Raw genomic sequence first — 15,841 nt, 5'->3', positions numbered from 1 at the left:
CCGGATTTGTAGCGTTACATCTGCGTAGACTCCCCCTCGATGAGCTCATCCTCGCGCGCCGGCGGAGACCCTCTCGTCCGCATCCGCGGTCTCGGCAAGCGGTTCGGCGGCACCCTCGCGTTGACCGCGGTCGACCTCGACATCCACCGGGGCAGCGTCCTCGCCCTGCTCGGTCCCAACGGAGCCGGGAAGTCCACCCTCATCAAGGTGCTCGCCGGGGTCCACCACGGCGACGAGGGCGAGGTCACGGTGGCGGGGCATCCGCTCGGCTCCCGCGCCGCCACCCGGAACATGTCCTTCATCCACCAGGACCTCGGTCTCGTCGAGTGGATGACGGTCGCCGAGAACATCGCCCTGGGCACCGGCTACCCACGCCGCCGCGGACTGATCTCCTGGCGACGGACCCGGGAGCGCTGCGCAGAGGCCCTGCGGCTCGTGGCCGGGCACCTGGACGCCGACTCCCGGATCGCCGACCTCGCCCCCGCCGAGCGCTCGCTGGTCGCCATCGCCCGCGCCCTGGCGACGCAGGCCGAACTCATCGTCCTCGACGAACCGACCGCCACCCTCCCCGCCGCCGACTGCGCCCGGCTGTTCGACGTACTGCACGCCCTGCGCGACCGCGGGCACGGCATCCTCTACGTCAGCCACCGCCTCGACGAGGTGTACAAGGTCGCCGACACCTTCGCCGTCCTGCGGGACGGCCGTCTGGTCAGCCGAGGTCCGCTCGCCGGCCACAGCCCCGCCCGTCTCGTGCACGCCATCGTGGGCCGCGAACCGGCCGACTACCGGCCCGTCACCACCCCCGCCGCCGGCCCGCCCGTCCTGAGCCTCGAGAGCGTGACGACCGAGTACGCCGCGCAGGTCAGCCTGGACCTGCGGGCCGGCGAAATCCTCGGCATGGTGGGTCTGACCGGCGCCGGCCACATGGACCTGGGCCGCGCCCTCGCCGGCGCCCGGCCGATCCTCGGCGGGCGGGCGCTGCTCGACGGCCGGCCGTACCAGCCCCGTACGGTCTGCGCCGCGCTCTCCTCCGGCGTCGGCTTCGTGGCGGGCAACCGCCAGGAGGAAGGCTGCGCCCCCGAACTGACCGTGCGGGAGAACTTCCTGGCGAACCCCCGGGCAGCCGGCGTCTCGGCGCTGCACTGGATCAGCCCCCGGCGCGAGCGCGCCGAAGCCGCCGCCCTGATCGACCGGTTCTCCGTGCACCCGCGCGACAGCGAGGTGCCGATCGCCACCCTGTCCGGCGGCAACCAGCAGAAGGTCATGGTCGGCCGATGGCTCGGGGGGAACCTGCGCCTCCTCATCCTCGAGGAACCGACCGCCAGCGTGGACGTCGGCGCCAAGGCCACGATCTACCGGCTGCTCGACGACGCGCTGGCGTCCGGCCTGGCGGTGCTGCTCATCTCCACCGATTTCGAAGAGGTCGCGGGCGTGTGCCACCGCGCCCTGGTGTTCGTCCGCGGGAGGGTGAGCACCGAACTGACCGGCGCGGCCCTCACCGTCACCGCGCTGACCCGAACCGCCTCGGCCATGCCCGCCGTCACCGGAACCACAACGGGCCCATGACCGCCTCCCCTTCGCCCCGATCCGTGCCGCGCCGCCGTCACGGGCACCTCATCGGCGCCTACGGCCTCTTGGCGCTCGCCGCCCTGCTCTTCCTGGTCTTCTCCCTCGCCCTGCCGGACACCTTTCCCACGCGGGACAACGTCTCCTCGATCCTCTCCAACCAATCGATCCCGGCGCTCCTCGCGCTCGGTGCGACGATCCCCGTCGCCACCGGCAAGTTCGACCTGTCCATCGGCTACGGTCTCGGCCTGGCGCACGTCATGGTGCTGCAGCTCATCGTCAACGAAGGCTGGCCCTGGCCCCTCGCCTGCCTCGCAGTGATCCTCGGGGGCGCGGTGGTCGGCTCCCTCAACGGCGGCATCGTCGAGTTCGGGCAGATCGACTCCTTCATCGCGACGCTCGGTACCGGCAGCGTGATGTACGCCTTCACCGGCTGGATCACCGATGGCGCCCGGATCGTCCCCGGACCGCAGGGCCTGCCGCCCTCCTTCACCGGCCTCTACGACTCCCGGCTCCTCGGCCTGCCGGTACCCGCCTTCTACGTCCTCGCCGTCGCGGCGGCCCTGTGGCTGGTGCAGGAGCGACTGCCGCTCGGCCGGTACCTGTACGTCATCGGCTCCAACCCGCGCGCCGCGGCCATCATCGGCGTCCCCACCCGCAGATACTCCGTCTACGCCTTCGCCGGATCGGGCCTGGTCGTCGGCTTCGCCGGTGTCCTCCTCGCCGCCCAGCAGCAGACCGGCAATCCGAGTGTCGGGCTCGACTACCTGCTGCCCGCCTTCGTCGGCGCTCTGCTCGGGTCCACCACGGTCAAACCCGGCCGCGCCAATGCCCTCGGCACCGTGGTGGCCGTCGCCGTCCTCGCCGTCGGCCTCGCCGGCATCGGCCAGCTCGGCGCCCGGTTCTGGGCCACGCCGCTGTTCAACGGCGCCACCCTGCTCATCGCCGTCGGTCTGGCCGGCTACTCCGCCCGGCGCCGCCTGCGCACCGGCGCCGCCGAGGTCGCCACCCCCTAGAGCCAGAACCCTTCGTACGCGCACCGGCGTCAGGAGCACCGTGTACTCGAACCGCAAGGCCACCCGTACCACCACGGCCCTGCTGACAGCAGCCGCCGCCCTCGTCGCCGGCTGCGGGGGCGGCCCGTCGGCCGGCGCCGGGCCGTCGCGGACCGGCTGTCCGGCCGCCCTCGCGAAGGCCGGGGCGGCCGTGCGGAAGGCGGAGAACGCCGACGCCTCCTGGAACGGCCCGACCATCGGCCCGGCGGCGGTTCCCGGCAGGACCATCGTCTACGTCGCGCAGACCATGACCAACCCTGGTGTCGCGGGCGTCGCGAAGGGCGTCCAGGACGCCGCGAAGACGATCGGCTGGACGGTCCGGGTGATCGACGGCGAGGGCACCCCCGCCGGGATCCAGGCGGCGCTCAGCCAGGCCGTCACCCTGGGGCCCTCGGGCATCGTCATCGGCGGCTTCGACCCCCAGCTGACCTCGCAACAGGTGGCGCGGGCCCGTTCGGCGCACATCCCGCTCATCGGCTGGCACGCCGTGGATTCCCCCGGCCCGAGCGAACGTGGCGGGCTCTTCACCAACGTCACGACGAAGGTGGAGGACGTGGCGAGGATCAGCGCGGACTGGATCGTCGCCCAGTCCGACGGCGATGCCGGAGTCGTCGTCTTCACCGACGACTCGATCCCGTTCGCCAGGAACAAGTCCGAACTGATCAAGCGGGAGCTCGCCACCTGTTCCGGCGTGAAGCTCCTGGCGTACGAGAACATCCCCATCCCGGACGCGAGCAGCCGCACTCCCCAGGAGGTCTCCTCCCTCCTGTCCCGCTTCCCCGACGAGTGGACCTACTCCGTCGCCATCAACGACCTCTACTTCGCCGACGCCGCCGCAGCCCTCCGCGCGGGCGGCAAGCCGGGCTCCGGACCGCCCTTCAACATCGGCGCGGGCGACGGCGACCCCTCCGCCTTCCAGCGCATCAACAACAAGCAGTTCCAGGCCGCCACCGTCCCCGAGCCGCTGTCCCAGCAGGGCTGGCAGATCATCGACGAGTTCAACCGCGCCTTCGCCGGCCGGCCCGCCAGCGGCTACGTCGCCCCCGTCCACATCGCCATGGCGAAGAACAGCAGCGGCGCCTCGTCCTGGAATCCGGCCGGTTACCGCGAGGCGTACCGGACCATCTGGCGCAAGTGACCAGACGGGCCGCTCAGCGCTCGGCGGCGGGGACGGTGCCAGGGGCCAACCGGTACGACACCGCCTCCATCAGGGGCTTGCGCTTGGTGTTGTGGAAGGCCGCGATCCGCCACTGCCCGTCACCCTCGCGGACGAGCGTGTACGTCTGCACCTTGCCGAGCTTCGCCGGGCGCGCGCCCTTGTAGGTGTCACCACGGCTGTTGACCACGGCCGAACCCGTTCCGTAGAAGCGGATGTCGAGGATCTCGTCGGCCAGCCGCGTGCCCTTGAGGAAGCCCGCGAAGAGGGTGCGGTGACTCTCCACGATGTCGCGACGGCCCTGGTAGAGGGTGCCGACATAGGTGGTGTAGGTGGCGTCCTCGGTGAAGACCGCACCGTAGGCCTCCGCGTCGTGCCGTTCCCAGGCGCCGAGGAGCCGGGCCATGAGGGCTTGAACGGCGGTGACGTCGTCGTTGGCGATGGGCTGCATGACGGACCACTCCCCTATTGGTTCGATTGGCGCAGATACTGATGGAGAGCAGTATCTGCATGCGTGCAGATATAAAGGTACGAGGAGAGTGCGGAGATGGCAACAGCCGGCGACGAGAACAGGCACGCGGCCTTCCGTCACCACTTGGACGCCGTCGGGCTCCAGGGCCTGGCCAGCGCGGAGGCCGCCGGCCTGCACACGTCGGAGTTGCTGGCGTCGCCCCGACGGGACAAGACGGCCGGGGGCGGGAAGCCGGCTCAGGGCGAGGGGATCATCGGCGGGTTGAGCCGGGCGAAGCCCTCCTGACGCTCGTAAGGGAAGTACGGGTACGGCGCCGGCCGGTGGCTCGCGGCGTCGAGACGAGCCACCTGCTCGGGGGCCAGGGTCCAGCCGATCGCTCCGATGTTCTGCCGCAGCTGCGCCTCGTTGCGCGCGCCGACGATGACGGAGGACACGGTGGGCCGCCCCAGCAGCCAGTTGATGGCCACCTGCGGGATCGTCTTGCCGGTCTCCCGCGCGATCCCGTCCAGGGCGTCCACGACGTCGAAGAGGTGCGCGTCCTCGACCGGCGGGCCGTAGTCGGCGGTCCGGTGCAGCCGGCTCTGCGCGGGCAGGGGGCGGCCGCGGCGCAGTTTGCCGGTGAGCCGGCCCCAGCCGAGGGGGCTCCAGACCATGGCGCCGACTCGCTGGTCACGAGCGAGCGGCATGAGCTCCCATTCGTAGTCGCGGCCGATGAGGGAGTAGTAGACCTGGTGGGCCGCATAGCGGGGGAAGCCGTGGCGCTCGGAGGCGGCCAGGGACTTCATCAGCTGCCAGCCCGCGAAGTTCGAGACTCCGACGTAGCGGATCTTGCCCGCCCGTACCAGCTGGTCGAGCGCGGAGAGCACCTCCTCGACCGGGGTGGCGGCGTCGAAGGCGTGCAACTGGAAGAGATCGATGCGGTCGGTGCCGAGCCGGCGCAGGGCGTCCTCGGTCGCCCTGATCAGACGGGTGCGCGAGGAGCCCGCGTCGCCGGGGCCGTCACCCATCGGCAGCCCGGTCTTGGTCGACAGCAGCACTTGGTCCCGGCGACCCTTGATCGCCGCGCCGAGGACCTCCTCCGAGGCCCCGGCCGAGTAGACGTCGGCGGTGTCGAACATCGTGATGCCCGCCTCCAGGCAGATGTCCACGAGACGGCGGGCCTCCTGGGCGTCCGTGGTGCCCCAGGCGCCGAACAGCGGCCCCTGGCCGCCGAAGGTGCCGGCCCCGAAGCTGAGGGCGGGGACCTTGAGACCGGACGCGCCGAGCTGCCTGTATTCCATGACGAAACCCTTCCGAGCGCTAATGGAACCCTGGAACCGTTAAGATGGGTCCACCGTAACAAGGGTGAGCCATTAATGGAACCGGAGTCCCGTTATGACTGTTGAGGGGTACGAGGACACCTCGGAGCCGGGCACCGTCCGGCCCGGCGGCCGCACCGCCCGCGTACGCACGGCCGTCCTGGAAGCCGCCGGGGACATGCTGGCCGACCACGGCTTCCACCAGCTGGACCTGGCCGAGGTCGCCCGGCGCTCCGGAGTCGGCAAGACCACGGTGTACCGGCGTTGGGGAACCGCCGCCGGCCTGGTCGCCGACCTTCTGGGCGACATGGCGGAGCAGTCCCTGCCCCGTACCGAGACGGGCGCGCTCCTCGACGACCTGCGAGCCAATGCCGAGCTGGTCCGGCGCACGCTGGCGGACCCGCGCCAGGGCGCGCTCTTCAAGGCGGTGATCGCCGCGGCCACGACGGACGCGAAGACCGCCGAGGCCCTGCACCGGTTCTACGAGGTGCGCGTCGCCGAATGGGCGCCGTGTGTCCACCAGGCCGTCGCGCGCGGCGAGCTTCCGGAGGGCACCGACGCCGACGAGGTGATCCGCGCCGTCTCGGCTCCGCTCTACTACCGGCTCCTGACCACCGGCGCCCCGCTCGACACGGCGACGGCGGAACGCGCCGCGACCGCCGCCGCCACGGCGGCCCGTGCGGGCGCCTTCGCCTGACGGCGCGGCGCGGCAGCTGCAGGAGGCCCGCGACCGGCCGACCTGTCGCGAGAGGGCCTGTGGCAAGATCCGCGGGCATGAGCATCGAACACGCGGATCGGCCCGTCGCCCTGGTCACCGGATCCACTTCGGGGATCGGGGAGGCCGTCGCGCGGAGGCTGGCCGCGGACGGGATGCGGGTCGTCGTGCACTCGCGGCGCAGTACGGAGGCCGGAGAGGCGCTGGCGGCGGAGCTCGGCGGGGTGTACGTACGGGCGGACCTGGCGGTGGAGCAGGAGGCCCGGGAGCTGGTCGAGGCGGCGCTCGACCGCTGCGGGCGGCTGGACGTACTGGTGAACAACGCGGGCGTCAGCTGGCCGATCCCGCACGACGACCTGGCCGCGGCGACGCCGGCGGCCTGGCGACAGCTGCTGGAGGTCAACCTGATCGCGCCGTGGGTGCTGTGCACGGAGGCCCTTCCGGCGCTGCGTCGATCCCCCGCGGGCGGAAGCATCGTCAACGTCACCAGCCACGCCGGGGTGCGCCCCAAGGGCTCGTCGGTGCCGTACGCGGCGAGCAAGGCCGCCCTGAACCACGTGACCCGGCTGCTCGCGGCGGCGCTCGGGCCCGAGGTGCGGGTCAACGCGGTGGCGCCGGGGCTGGTGGACACGCCGATGACGAAGGACTGGGTGCAGGCGCACGAGCTGTGGCGGGACCGAGCGCCCATGCGCCGGCCGGCGCGGCCCGCCGACGTGGCCGACCTGGTGGCGTCGGTGGTCGCCAGCGCCTATCTCACCGGCGAGGTCATCGTGTTCGACGGCGGGCTCAATCTGACCTGAGACGTCGCGGCGCGGCGATCAGCCGAGGACGAGCGGGAGCCTCGCGGCCAACTCCCCCAGCGCGGCGTTCTCCACCTCGGTCGGGGCGCGCCGTCCGGTGCCGATCAGCAGCGCGTCCTCGTCGGAGAACGACGGGGGGAACGCGGCGCCGGCGATCTTCTCCAGCAGTTCGCGTGACCGCGCGAGACCCTCGGCGGGCGGTTGTGCCGCCTCCGGGAGGTGCGCGATCAGGTCGAGGTGGTGCAGCGTCCATTCCAGGACGTACGCGCAGAGGTAGTCGCCCGCCGTGAGCACCTCGTCGCGGGTGCCGATCCGGTCCGCGCGGTCCGCGAGTTCGGCGGCGCGGCCGGCTGCGGAACCGACGTCGTCGAGGTGGAACTTGAGCAGCCACGGCTCTGCGTACGCGGCTGCGAGGCGGACGGTCAGCGCGTCGAGCGGGTCGTCGCCGGTCGGGGCTTCGACGAGGTCCCAGTAGGTCACCGCGTCCCGGGTGGGTGCCGTTTCGGCGGGGGTGACCAGGGTGATCAGGACGTCCTGGGCGTCGATGACCAGGTGGCACACCAGGTCCCGCACGAGCCAGCCGGCGCAGCCGGAGGGCCGCGCGAAGTCCTCGTCCGGGAGCGCGGCGACCGCTGCGCGCAACGCCGCCCAGGAGCGTGAGAAGAGATCCACGGCTGCAAATTAGCAGTGGCCGGGCCTCATTCGGGGGCGTTGTCAGAGCTGCCTGCGATGCTGCGCGTACGGGGCGACGGCAGGAGCCGTCCGGATCGGCGGTAGGGGGCAGGGCATGGCGACGGGTCGTGTTGACGGCTGGGCGGGCATCGGCTGGGACGGCTGGCAGGACCACGACGGCGTCCGGCGGCGCCTCGATCAGGGTGCGGATCCAGAGGTGTGGGGCGGGGGTCGGCCCCTGCACCGGGCGGCGGCCTTCGGGTCACCGGAGGTCGTTGCGGAACTGGCCGGACGCGTCGCGGACGTGGACGCGCTCGACGACGGGACGACCGCGTTGTGGGAAGCGGTCTTCTCCGACCGCCCGGACAATGCGCAGGCCTTGATCACTGCCGGGGCAGACCCCTGGCGGCCCTTGATCGGCGGTTGGTCACCGGGGCGGCTCGGCCTGGCCGGTCCGGCACCGGACCTGTTCGTCGTGCCGGAGGGTGGACGCGGGTTGAGCGAGGCCGAGCAGGCGGCGGCCCGAGAGGGCAAACGGCTCGTCGCCGCCCTGGGAGAGTTCCACTACGAAGGCACGGGGCTGGCGTGCGTGGCCGGCATCGACGCCCGAGAGGCGGTGCGTCGCCTGGAGGCGACCCCTGCGGAAGGCGAAGAGCTGGAGGTACTGCTCGAGGAGCCGTGGGCCTACGACTCCGCGGAGAGCCTGCGGATCGTCGGTGTGACCACCGTGCCCGGCGGCTGCGTCGTCACCCAGCCCTGGGGGTACGCGCCCTCGACGCCGGGTGTACTGACCCGGCTGTCCACCGGAACCGTCAGCTACGGCCTGTACGCCAACCCCAAGAGCGGCAACCAGGGCAAGATCATCCGCAACGGCACGGTCGAGGGCTGGGACCTCCATCCGGGCGGCGGACCGGACCTGGACGACACCCCCGAGGAAGTCCTCACCTCTTACCTCTACCGGCACAGCGCGGTGGCGTACTCGTGCGCCTTCGCAGGACTGCAACTGACCGATGCCCGCGCCGTCGTGGGGCCGCCCGACATGTGGGTGGAGCTGCCGCGGCGTGACTACTGGGAGTACTGACGCAAAAGGGGGCTTGGGCTGCACGCGTGCCGAACGGCCGCGCGGGCTCGTGCGCCAGACTGCGTGCATTCGGCGTGTGCAGCGGATCTGGTCGGACAGGCCTTGGCAGCGGCGGGTGTTGCCGGGGAGACGGGTGACTGGGACGCGTACGAAAGCCTGCTGGGGCAGGCGGCGGCCGACGGGGTCGGGGCGCTGCCACTCGGGCTGGAGCTGATCGGTTCGGCTGATCCGGTCGCGCGCGAGACCGGCTGTGACCTGCTGGGCCGTGCGAGCAGCCAGAACGAGGCAGTCCGTGCCGGGGCTGCGACCGCGCTGGTCGCGCTGGCGGAGCGGGAGACCGAGGGCCGCGTTCTGTGGTCCCTGGCGCGCGCGATGGAAATGACGTACGACCAGCGCGGCGTCGCCGTCCTCGTCGCCCTGGCCGGACACCACGACGCCGCGATCCGCCGGCAGGTGGCCGGTTCCTTCGCGGGGGTCGCGACCGGCCTGCCGGACGGCCCGGACATTCGCGCGCTCATCGTGCTGACCCGCGACCAGGACCCGGAGGTCCGCGACTGGGCGACCTTCACGCTGGGCTTCCAGGCCGAAGCCGACAGCCCCGCGATCCGGGACGCACTCTGGGAACGGGCCACCGACGAGGACGCGGAGGTCCGCGAGGAAGGCATCCGCGGACTCGCCCGGCGACACGACCGGCGCGCGGTCCCGCTGTTGTCGGAACTGCTGAGCAGTCCCGGGGGCGCGCACGTCCTCACCTTCGGCGCGGCGCAGATCATGGGCATCCCCGAACTGCTGCCGGCCCTGCTGGAGTACGAGCCCGACGGCGTCGGGGTCACCGCCGCCGTTCACGCCAGCGACCCGGTGCGGCGCGCCCGACTCGACGCCTCCGCCTGGGAGCTGCTGTGCGTGCTCGACCGGCTCCGCCCCGATCTGGACGCCTCTGTGTACATGGACCGCTTCGCATCCGGCATGTCCCTCGGCCTCGGCGCCGCCTTCGGCTCACCGGCCTACGACGTCGAGGCGCTGCTCGAGCGCGCACACGGCGGCCCAGCGGCTGCCGCGGCGCTGGTCGCGTCCGAGCAGCCCGTCTGAATCCGACGGCAAAAAGACGAAGGCAAGGAGGTCACCCACTCCTTGCCACTCTCAAGATATAGCGCACCAGGGGGCTTGCGGCAAGACCCGGGGCGTGCCGCAGAATCACCGGACGAAGCCAGGACCTGCGGAAATGAGGATGTGCGGTGACCGATGTAATCGTTGTCGGCGGTGGACCGACCGGTTTGATGCTGGCCGCCGAACTGCGGCTGCACGGTGTGCACGTGGTCGTGCTGGACAAGCTGGCCGAGCCGACCGAGCAGTCCCGCGGCCGCGGCCTGCACGCGCGCAGCGTCGAGGTGATGGACCAGCGCGGTCTGCTGGACCGGTTCCTCGCGGTCAGTGAGAAGTTCCAGGTCGGTGGTCTCTTCGGCGGCATCGTCAAACCGTGGCCGGAGCGGTCGGACACGGCGCACGCGTACGGCCTCTCCACCCTGCAGCCGGTCACCGAGCGGCTGCTGGGCGAGCGTGCCCTCGAACTCGGTGCCGAGATCCGGCGCGGCTGCGAAGTGGTCGGGCTGAGCCAGGGCGAGGACGGAGTGACCGTCGAACTGGCGGACGGCACGCGCTCGCGCTCGCGCTACCTCGTCGGGTGCGACGGCGGCCGCAGTGCGGTGCGCAAGCTGCTCGGCGTCGGTTTCCCCGGCGAGCCCGCCAAGGTCGAGACGCTGCTGGGTGACATGGAGATGTCCGAGGATCCCGCGACGGTTGCCGCCGTCGTCGAGGAGGTCCGCAAGACCCAACTGCGGTTCGGCACCATTCCCAACGGGGACGGGACGTACCGCGTCGTCGTGCCCGCCGACGGCGTGGCCGAGGAGCGTGCGACCGAGCCCACCTTCGAGGAGTTCCAGCGGCAGCTGCGGGCGGTCGCGGGCACCGACTTCGGCGTGCACTCGCCGCGCTGGCTGTCCCGGTTCGGCGACGCCACCCGGCAGGCCGAGCGCTACCGGGTCGGCCGGGTGCTGCTGGCCGGGGACGCGGCGCACATCCACCCGCCGACCGGCGGGCAGGGCCTCAACCTCGGCGTGCAGGACGCGTTCAACCTCGGCTGGAAGCTGGCCGCCGAGGTCAACGGCTGGGCGCCGGAGGGGCTGCTGGACAGCTACCACGCCGAACGGCACCCGGTGGGCGCGACCGTGCTGGACAACACCCGCGCGCAGATCACACTGCTGGGGACCGATCCGGGTGCGACCGCGCTGCGGGAGCTGCTCTCGAAGCTGATGGACTTCGAGGAGGTGAACCGGTACGTGACCGAGATGATCACCGCGGTCGGGGTGCGCTACGACTTCGGCGAGGGCCACGAACTGCTCGGCCGACGGCTGCGGGACGTACAGCTGAAGCAAGGCCGCCTCTACGAGCTGATGCACGGCGGCCGCGGCCTGCTGCTCGACCAGACCGGCCGGCTCTCGGTGGAGGGCTGGACCGACCGGGTCGACCACGTCATCGACGTCATCGACACCGGCGAGGAACTGGACGCGCCCGCGGTGCTGCTGCGGCCCGACGGCCACGTGGCGTGGGTCGGTGAGGACCAGCAGGAACTGCTCGGCCGACTGTCGACGTGGTTCGGCGCCCCCACCGGCTGAACGCGCGGTCCGGGCCTGTCGCCTGATCGTCCGCCGACGGCTCACGGCACAGTGGAGTCATGAACGCAGACGACAGGAACACTCTGGCCCGAGGACGTGCGGCGAGCAGGCTTCCCGCCCAGGACCTGGAGCGGGCTCGACGTTTCTACGCCGAGAAGCTCGGCCTGGAGCCCGTCGACGAACGGCCCGGCGGGCTGCTGTACCGGTGCGGCGGCACGGAGTTCGCGGTGTTCACGTCGACGGGCGCCTCGCCCGGCACCTTCACTCAGATGGGGTGGCAGGTCGATGACATCGAGGCGGTCGTGTCGGAGCTCAAACAGCGCGGTGTGGTGTTCGAAGACGTCGACGTGCCCGGGCTCCGCACGAAGGACGGGATCGCCGAGATCGAGGGGAACTACCCGAGCAAGGGCGCACGGGGCGAACGGGGCGCCTGGTTCCGTGACAGCGAGGGGAACCTGCTGGGCATCGGCGAGCCGGTCGAGTGAGCCGGGCGGGCGGCTTGGGACCGTGAGTCCGCACCGCCACCCTGACGCGCAACCTTCCGGTTGCACGTGGGCGAGCGACATGCAACTCTGGAGTTGCATCTGACGGCAGCGATGAAGGAGCCCCCTCATGAGCGATGACCGCATCGAGCGCGAAACCCTGATCGCGGCGCCCCTGGAGCGGGTCTGGTCCCTGGTGGCCCAGCCCGGGTTCTGGGTGGCCGACGAGGCGAGCCTTCCCGGCACCGTGGCGATCGAAGGCGAGTCGATGGTGGCGAAGAACGCCGAGTACGGCGAGTTCCCCGTGCGCGTGGAGAAGGTCGAGCAGCCGAGGTACCTGGCGTACCGCTGGGCCAGCGCGTTCCCCGGGGAGGAGCTGCGCGAGGACAACAGCACCCTCGTGGAGTTCACCCTGACGCCGGAAGGCGACAAGACGCGGCTGCGCGTCGTGGAGAGCGGGTTCGCCGCGTTGGCGGGGTCCGAGGAACTGCGGAGCAAGGCCGTGGAGGACAACACCGGGGGCTGGCCGCAGGTGCTCGACGCGTTCAAGGCGCGCGCCGAGCAGCCCTGCGCGTGACGGACGAACACCGCGCCGCCGGCCAGGCGGTCGACAGCGTCCTCGCCGCACTGGCCGACCCCACGCGGCGGCGGTTGCTCGAACTGCTCGCCGCGCGGGGCGAGGCCACCGCGACGACGCTCGCCGAACCGCTTCCCATCTCGCGGCAGGCGGTGGTCAGGCACCTCGGTGTCCTCGACGCGGCCGGCCTGGTTCACGGCAGTCGCGTCGGTCGCGAGGTGCGGTACGCGGTGCGGCCCGCGGCCCTGGACGTGACCGCGCGGTGGATGGCCGCGCTCGCGGCCGACTGGGACCGCCGGTTGGCGAACATCAAACGCCTCGCCGAGGCGGCGGAACAGGACCTGCCACGGGAGCAGGATTCCGGCTCGACACGGTCCGGCTGAAGGGAAGCAAGCCCATGGACACGACAGCGCTTCGCAGCGCCTACGACACGTTGCTGGAGGTGGCGGCCCTCCCCGGCCTCGGCGACGCGGCCGACGGAGGATGGAACGCCGACCGGATCCTGGCCCATCTGCTCAGCGTCGACGCCTCGATCGCAGCGGCGGCTCTCGGCGTCGTCTCCGGCTCGCGCCCCGCGTTCGACAACCGGATCTCCCTCGACGCCTGGAATCTCGATCGCATCATCGCCGAGCACTCGGGCAGGGCGGACCTGATCGATCACGTCCGGCGCCAAGCCGCCGTCCTGTGTGACATCGCCGATCAGCTCCGCGCGGAAGCCGCCTCGACCCTCGTACCCTCACTGATCCTGTCCAACGGCTCACTCGTGCTGGACCAGCCGATTCCGCTCGCCGGCCTCATCGACGGTCTCGCCGAAGACCACGTACCGAAGCACGCCCAGCAGCTCCTCGCCCTGCGCGCACCGGCTCCCGGGCACGGCTGAAGGCGCCGAACGACACCGGGTGCCGGGTGGCATGCACCCCGAATCCGGGCGTGCCACCCTGTTGACAGGCCTCGGGACCAGACAGCCGCGACGAACGGAGCGTGCTGTGAGCAGTCCGATCCACACCGCGTCGGTGCGGCGCACAGTGGCCGCCGCCCGCGCCGCCCTGCTGTGCGTGGCGCTGACCGCGGGTACGGCGGCCGGGGCGGACCCGTCCCCGCCACCCTCGCCGTCCGGCGACGCGGACCTGAGCCGGCTCGATCCGCGCATCACGGAGATCATGCGGAAGCCGGAGTACGCCCATGCCCAGTGGGGACTGCTGCAGACCGAACCGGACGGCGGGCGCGTGGTCCAGAGCCTGTTCCCCCGGCAGTTCTTCATCCCCGGGTCCACCGCCAAACTGCTCAGCGTCTCCGGCGCGTGGCAGTCGCTGGGTACGGACCACCGCTTCGTGACCCCGCTCTACGCGGTCGGTGAGCGGAGCGGCGCCACGCTGACCGGCGACCTCGACCTCGTCGCCCAGGGCGACCTCACCATGGGCGGCAGGACACGCGCGGACGGCACGGTCGCGTACACCGATCTCGACCACACCTACGCCAACGATTTCGCCGGCGCGACCCTCACCCCCGAGAACCCCCTCGCCGGGATCGACCAGCTCGCCCGGCGGGTGCGCGCCTCCGGCATCACCCGCGTCGAGGGTGACGTGATCGTCGACAGCCGGCTCTTCCTGCCCGATCCCGTCCTCGACCCCACCCCGACGCCCCTGATCATCAACGACAACCTGATCGACCTGCTCACCACTCCCGGGGCCCGCCCCGGCGCCGACGCCGTACTGGACTGGCGCCCGAGGGTGGCCCCGTACCAGGTCACGTCCACGGTGAAGACCGTGGCGGCCGGGAAGCCGACCGCGGTCACGGTCACGGCCACCGACGGCGGCACCCGGATCCGGCTGTCCGGAACGATCGCGGCGGACGCCGAGCCGCTGCTGCGCACCTCCCCGGTCACCGACCCGGCCGCCTTCGGCCGCACCGCGCTGATCGAGGCGCTCGGACGGGCCGGGGTGCGGGTCACCGCCGTCCCCACGGGGCCCAACCCGGCCGGCCGGCTGCCGCGCGACTACGCGGGCCGGTCGCGGGTGGCCGAGTACACCTCCCCGCCCTTCGGCCAGTACGCCAAGCTGATCCTCAAGGTCAGCCACAACCTGGGCGCCAACCTCGGCATCTGCCTCATGGCCGGTACCGCCGGCAGTCACCAGTGCGCGGACGGCTTCCCGGTGCTTGCCGGCTTCCTGGACCGGGCGGGCGTCGACCGCAAGCAGGCCGAGCTCAATGACGGCCGGGGCGGCAACCCCGCCGACCGTGCCACGCCGCAGGCGCTGGTGCAGATGCTGACGTACTGGCAGCGCACCCCTGAAGCGCGGCTCTTCCGGGAGGCCCTGCCCATCATGGGTGTCGACGGTCTGCTGGCCGACAACTGCCGCAGCTGCCCGGCGCGCGGGAAGGTGTTCGGCAAGACCGGCGCGGCCGTCGGGGGCGACGCCCTGGGCGACCGCCTGTCCGTCGAAGCCATCACCATCGCCGGCTACCTGGACAAGGGCGGCGGCCGCTTCGACACCTTCTACGCCGGCGTGAACGGCGCCTCCACGGCGACCGCCGACCCCGCCGAGGTGCTGGCCATCGCCAACGACCTCGCCCTGATCGCCGCCTACCTCCAGGAGTCGCCCTGACGCGCGGGCGCGACGGCGCCCGTCCGGCCGCTCACGCGACCCCGTACCGGGCCTCGATCCCCGCGATCACCAGGCGCAGCCCCTCCTCGAAGGCTTCCTCGAAGCCCTGGAAGAGTTCGGCGCCCGCGGCCGCCGACAGGGGGAAGCCGGCCATGCGGGCGGCGCGCTCCTCGACGTCGTAGCCCTCCCGGCGCTCGCCCGGCAGCGGCTGGACGCCCTGCTCCTCGGTGACCTGACCGAGCGTGAAGAAGAAGGCCGTGGAGAGGGCGCGGACGGCCTGGGGGAGCTCGAAGCCGGCCTCGACGCAGGCGCGGAGGGTCGCCTCCATCGCGACCGCGTGCTCGGTGCCGGTGAAGCGGGAGCCGCTGAACACCTTGGCGCCGTCGCGGTAGCCGAGCAGGGCCTCGCGCAGCCCGCGCTGCGCCGACACGAGCCGCTCCTGCCAGGTGGCGCCCGGGGGGAGCTGCGCGCCCGCGACCATCCGGCGGTACATCTCCGTCGCCATCTCGTCGAGCAGCGCCTGCTTGTTCTTGAAGTGCCAGTACAGGGCCGGGGCCTGGACGTTCAGCTCCTTGGCGATCGCGCGGAGCGTCAGCCCGTCGAGGCCGACCTCGTTGAGGAGCCCTAGAGCGGTGTCGACGACCTGCTTCTTGTCCAGCTTGGGGGGTCTCTGAGTAGCCACACTTGAC

The 15,841-nt window shown here is 72.0% G+C and carries 18 protein-coding genes; 14 read left to right on the top strand and 4 right to left on the bottom strand.

The window, feature by feature from the left end:
* The first annotated feature begins 39 nt into the window (after positions 1-39).
* Genes ACFWB8_RS01870 through ACFWB8_RS01860 form a run of 3 tightly spaced genes read left to right on the top strand, consistent with a single transcriptional unit; the run spans position 40 to position 3,759 of the window.
* Positions 40-1,566 carry a sugar ABC transporter ATP-binding protein gene (locus tag ACFWB8_RS01870; protein ID WP_385221007.1) on the top strand — a complete coding sequence of 509 codons (1,527 nt, stop codon included), beginning with the start codon at positions 40-42 and terminating at the stop codon, positions 1,564-1,566.
* Entirely contained in the window at positions 1,563-2,582 is a 1,020-nt protein-coding gene (locus ACFWB8_RS01865; protein WP_385221004.1) for an ABC transporter permease, read from the top strand. Before ACFWB8_RS01870 ends, ACFWB8_RS01865 begins: the two co-directional genes overlap by 4 nt.
* A gap of 40 nt (positions 2,583-2,622) precedes the next feature.
* Positions 2,623-3,759 carry a substrate-binding domain-containing protein gene (locus ACFWB8_RS01860; protein WP_385221002.1) on the top strand — a complete coding sequence of 379 codons (1,137 nt, stop codon included), beginning with the start codon at positions 2,623-2,625 and terminating at the stop codon, positions 3,757-3,759.
* A 13-nt stretch (positions 3,760-3,772) separates the two neighbouring features.
* Here the strand turns inward: ACFWB8_RS01860 and ACFWB8_RS01855 are convergent, their stop codons facing one another.
* Positions 3,773-4,228: an SgcJ/EcaC family oxidoreductase gene (locus ACFWB8_RS01855; RefSeq protein WP_385220999.1), complete on the bottom strand. Its 456-nt coding sequence runs from the start codon at positions 4,226-4,228 to the stop codon at positions 3,773-3,775.
* 96 nt (positions 4,229-4,324) lie between these two features.
* On the opposite strand from ACFWB8_RS01855, the gene ACFWB8_RS01850 reads away from it, so the two are divergent.
* On the top strand, positions 4,325-4,534 hold the full coding sequence (locus tag ACFWB8_RS01850) for a hypothetical protein (protein ID WP_385220996.1): 210 nt from the start codon (positions 4,325-4,327) through the stop codon (positions 4,532-4,534).
* Here ACFWB8_RS01850 and ACFWB8_RS01845 read toward each other — a convergent pair.
* Positions 4,486-5,529 carry an aldo/keto reductase gene (locus ACFWB8_RS01845; RefSeq protein ID WP_385220993.1) on the bottom strand — a complete coding sequence of 348 codons (1,044 nt, stop codon included), beginning with the start codon at positions 5,527-5,529 and terminating at the stop codon, positions 4,486-4,488. The two genes, ACFWB8_RS01850 and ACFWB8_RS01845, sit on opposite strands and share 49 nt — an antisense overlap.
* A 94-nt stretch (positions 5,530-5,623) precedes the next feature.
* Here ACFWB8_RS01845 and ACFWB8_RS01840 point away from each other — a divergent pair, with 94 nt between their 5' ends.
* Positions 5,624-6,244, top strand: a complete 621-nt coding sequence (locus ACFWB8_RS01840) for a TetR/AcrR family transcriptional regulator (protein WP_385220991.1) — start codon at positions 5,624-5,626, stop codon at positions 6,242-6,244.
* 77 nt (positions 6,245-6,321) lie between these two features.
* Entirely contained in the window at positions 6,322-7,062 is a 741-nt protein-coding gene (locus ACFWB8_RS01835) for an SDR family NAD(P)-dependent oxidoreductase (RefSeq protein WP_385220988.1), read from the top strand.
* 18 nt (positions 7,063-7,080) lie between these two features.
* On the opposite strand, the gene ACFWB8_RS01830 is transcribed toward ACFWB8_RS01835, so the two are convergent.
* Positions 7,081-7,734, bottom strand: coding sequence for a maleylpyruvate isomerase N-terminal domain-containing protein (locus ACFWB8_RS01830; protein ID WP_385220985.1), 654 nt, complete (start codon positions 7,732-7,734; stop codon positions 7,081-7,083).
* 115 nt (positions 7,735-7,849) lie between these two features.
* Here ACFWB8_RS01830 and ACFWB8_RS01825 point away from each other — a divergent pair, with 115 nt between their 5' ends.
* From ACFWB8_RS01825 to dacB, 8 genes are all read left to right on the top strand, one after another.
* Positions 7,850-8,815 carry an ankyrin repeat domain-containing protein gene (locus ACFWB8_RS01825; RefSeq protein ID WP_385220982.1) on the top strand — a complete coding sequence of 322 codons (966 nt, stop codon included), beginning with the start codon at positions 7,850-7,852 and terminating at the stop codon, positions 8,813-8,815.
* A gap of 102 nt (positions 8,816-8,917) precedes the next feature.
* Positions 8,918-9,904 (top strand): HEAT repeat domain-containing protein, encoded by a 987-nt coding sequence (locus tag ACFWB8_RS01820; RefSeq protein ID WP_385220979.1) that lies wholly within the window; start codon positions 8,918-8,920, stop codon positions 9,902-9,904.
* 146 nt (positions 9,905-10,050) lie between these two features.
* Positions 10,051-11,487: a rifampin monooxygenase gene (gene rox, locus ACFWB8_RS01815; RefSeq protein WP_385220977.1), complete on the top strand. Its 1,437-nt coding sequence runs from the start codon at positions 10,051-10,053 to the stop codon at positions 11,485-11,487.
* Between the two features lie 59 nt (positions 11,488-11,546).
* Positions 11,547-11,972 carry a VOC family protein gene (locus ACFWB8_RS01810; protein ID WP_385220974.1) on the top strand — a complete coding sequence of 142 codons (426 nt, stop codon included), beginning with the start codon at positions 11,547-11,549 and terminating at the stop codon, positions 11,970-11,972.
* A gap of 127 nt (positions 11,973-12,099) precedes the next feature.
* The gene (locus ACFWB8_RS01805; protein WP_385220971.1) at positions 12,100-12,546 is read left to right on the top strand and encodes an SRPBCC domain-containing protein; all 447 of its coding nucleotides are present in this window, start codon (positions 12,100-12,102) and stop codon (positions 12,544-12,546) included.
* Positions 12,543-12,929: an ArsR/SmtB family transcription factor gene (locus tag ACFWB8_RS01800; RefSeq protein ID WP_385220968.1), complete on the top strand. Its 387-nt coding sequence runs from the start codon at positions 12,543-12,545 to the stop codon at positions 12,927-12,929. Before ACFWB8_RS01805 ends, ACFWB8_RS01800 begins: the two co-directional genes overlap by 4 nt.
* 14 nt (positions 12,930-12,943) lie before the next feature.
* Positions 12,944-13,426, top strand: coding sequence for a hypothetical protein (locus ACFWB8_RS01795; protein WP_385220965.1), 483 nt, complete (start codon positions 12,944-12,946; stop codon positions 13,424-13,426).
* A 106-nt stretch (positions 13,427-13,532) separates the two neighbouring features.
* Positions 13,533-15,152 carry a D-alanyl-D-alanine carboxypeptidase/D-alanyl-D-alanine-endopeptidase gene (gene dacB / locus ACFWB8_RS01790; protein ID WP_385220962.1) on the top strand — a complete coding sequence of 540 codons (1,620 nt, stop codon included), beginning with the start codon at positions 13,533-13,535 and terminating at the stop codon, positions 15,150-15,152.
* A gap of 31 nt (positions 15,153-15,183) precedes the next feature.
* On the opposite strand, the gene ACFWB8_RS01785 is transcribed toward dacB, so the two are convergent.
* Entirely contained in the window at positions 15,184-15,834 is a 651-nt protein-coding gene (locus ACFWB8_RS01785) for a TetR/AcrR family transcriptional regulator C-terminal domain-containing protein (protein ID WP_385220961.1), read from the bottom strand.
* Between the last annotated feature and the right edge of the window lie 7 nt (positions 15,835-15,841).

Source organism: Streptomyces sp. NPDC060031 (assembly GCF_042736805.1).
GTDB lineage: Bacteria > Actinomycetota > Actinomycetes > Streptomycetales > Streptomycetaceae > Streptomyces.
This window is presented reverse-complemented; position numbering and strand designations above follow the sequence as displayed.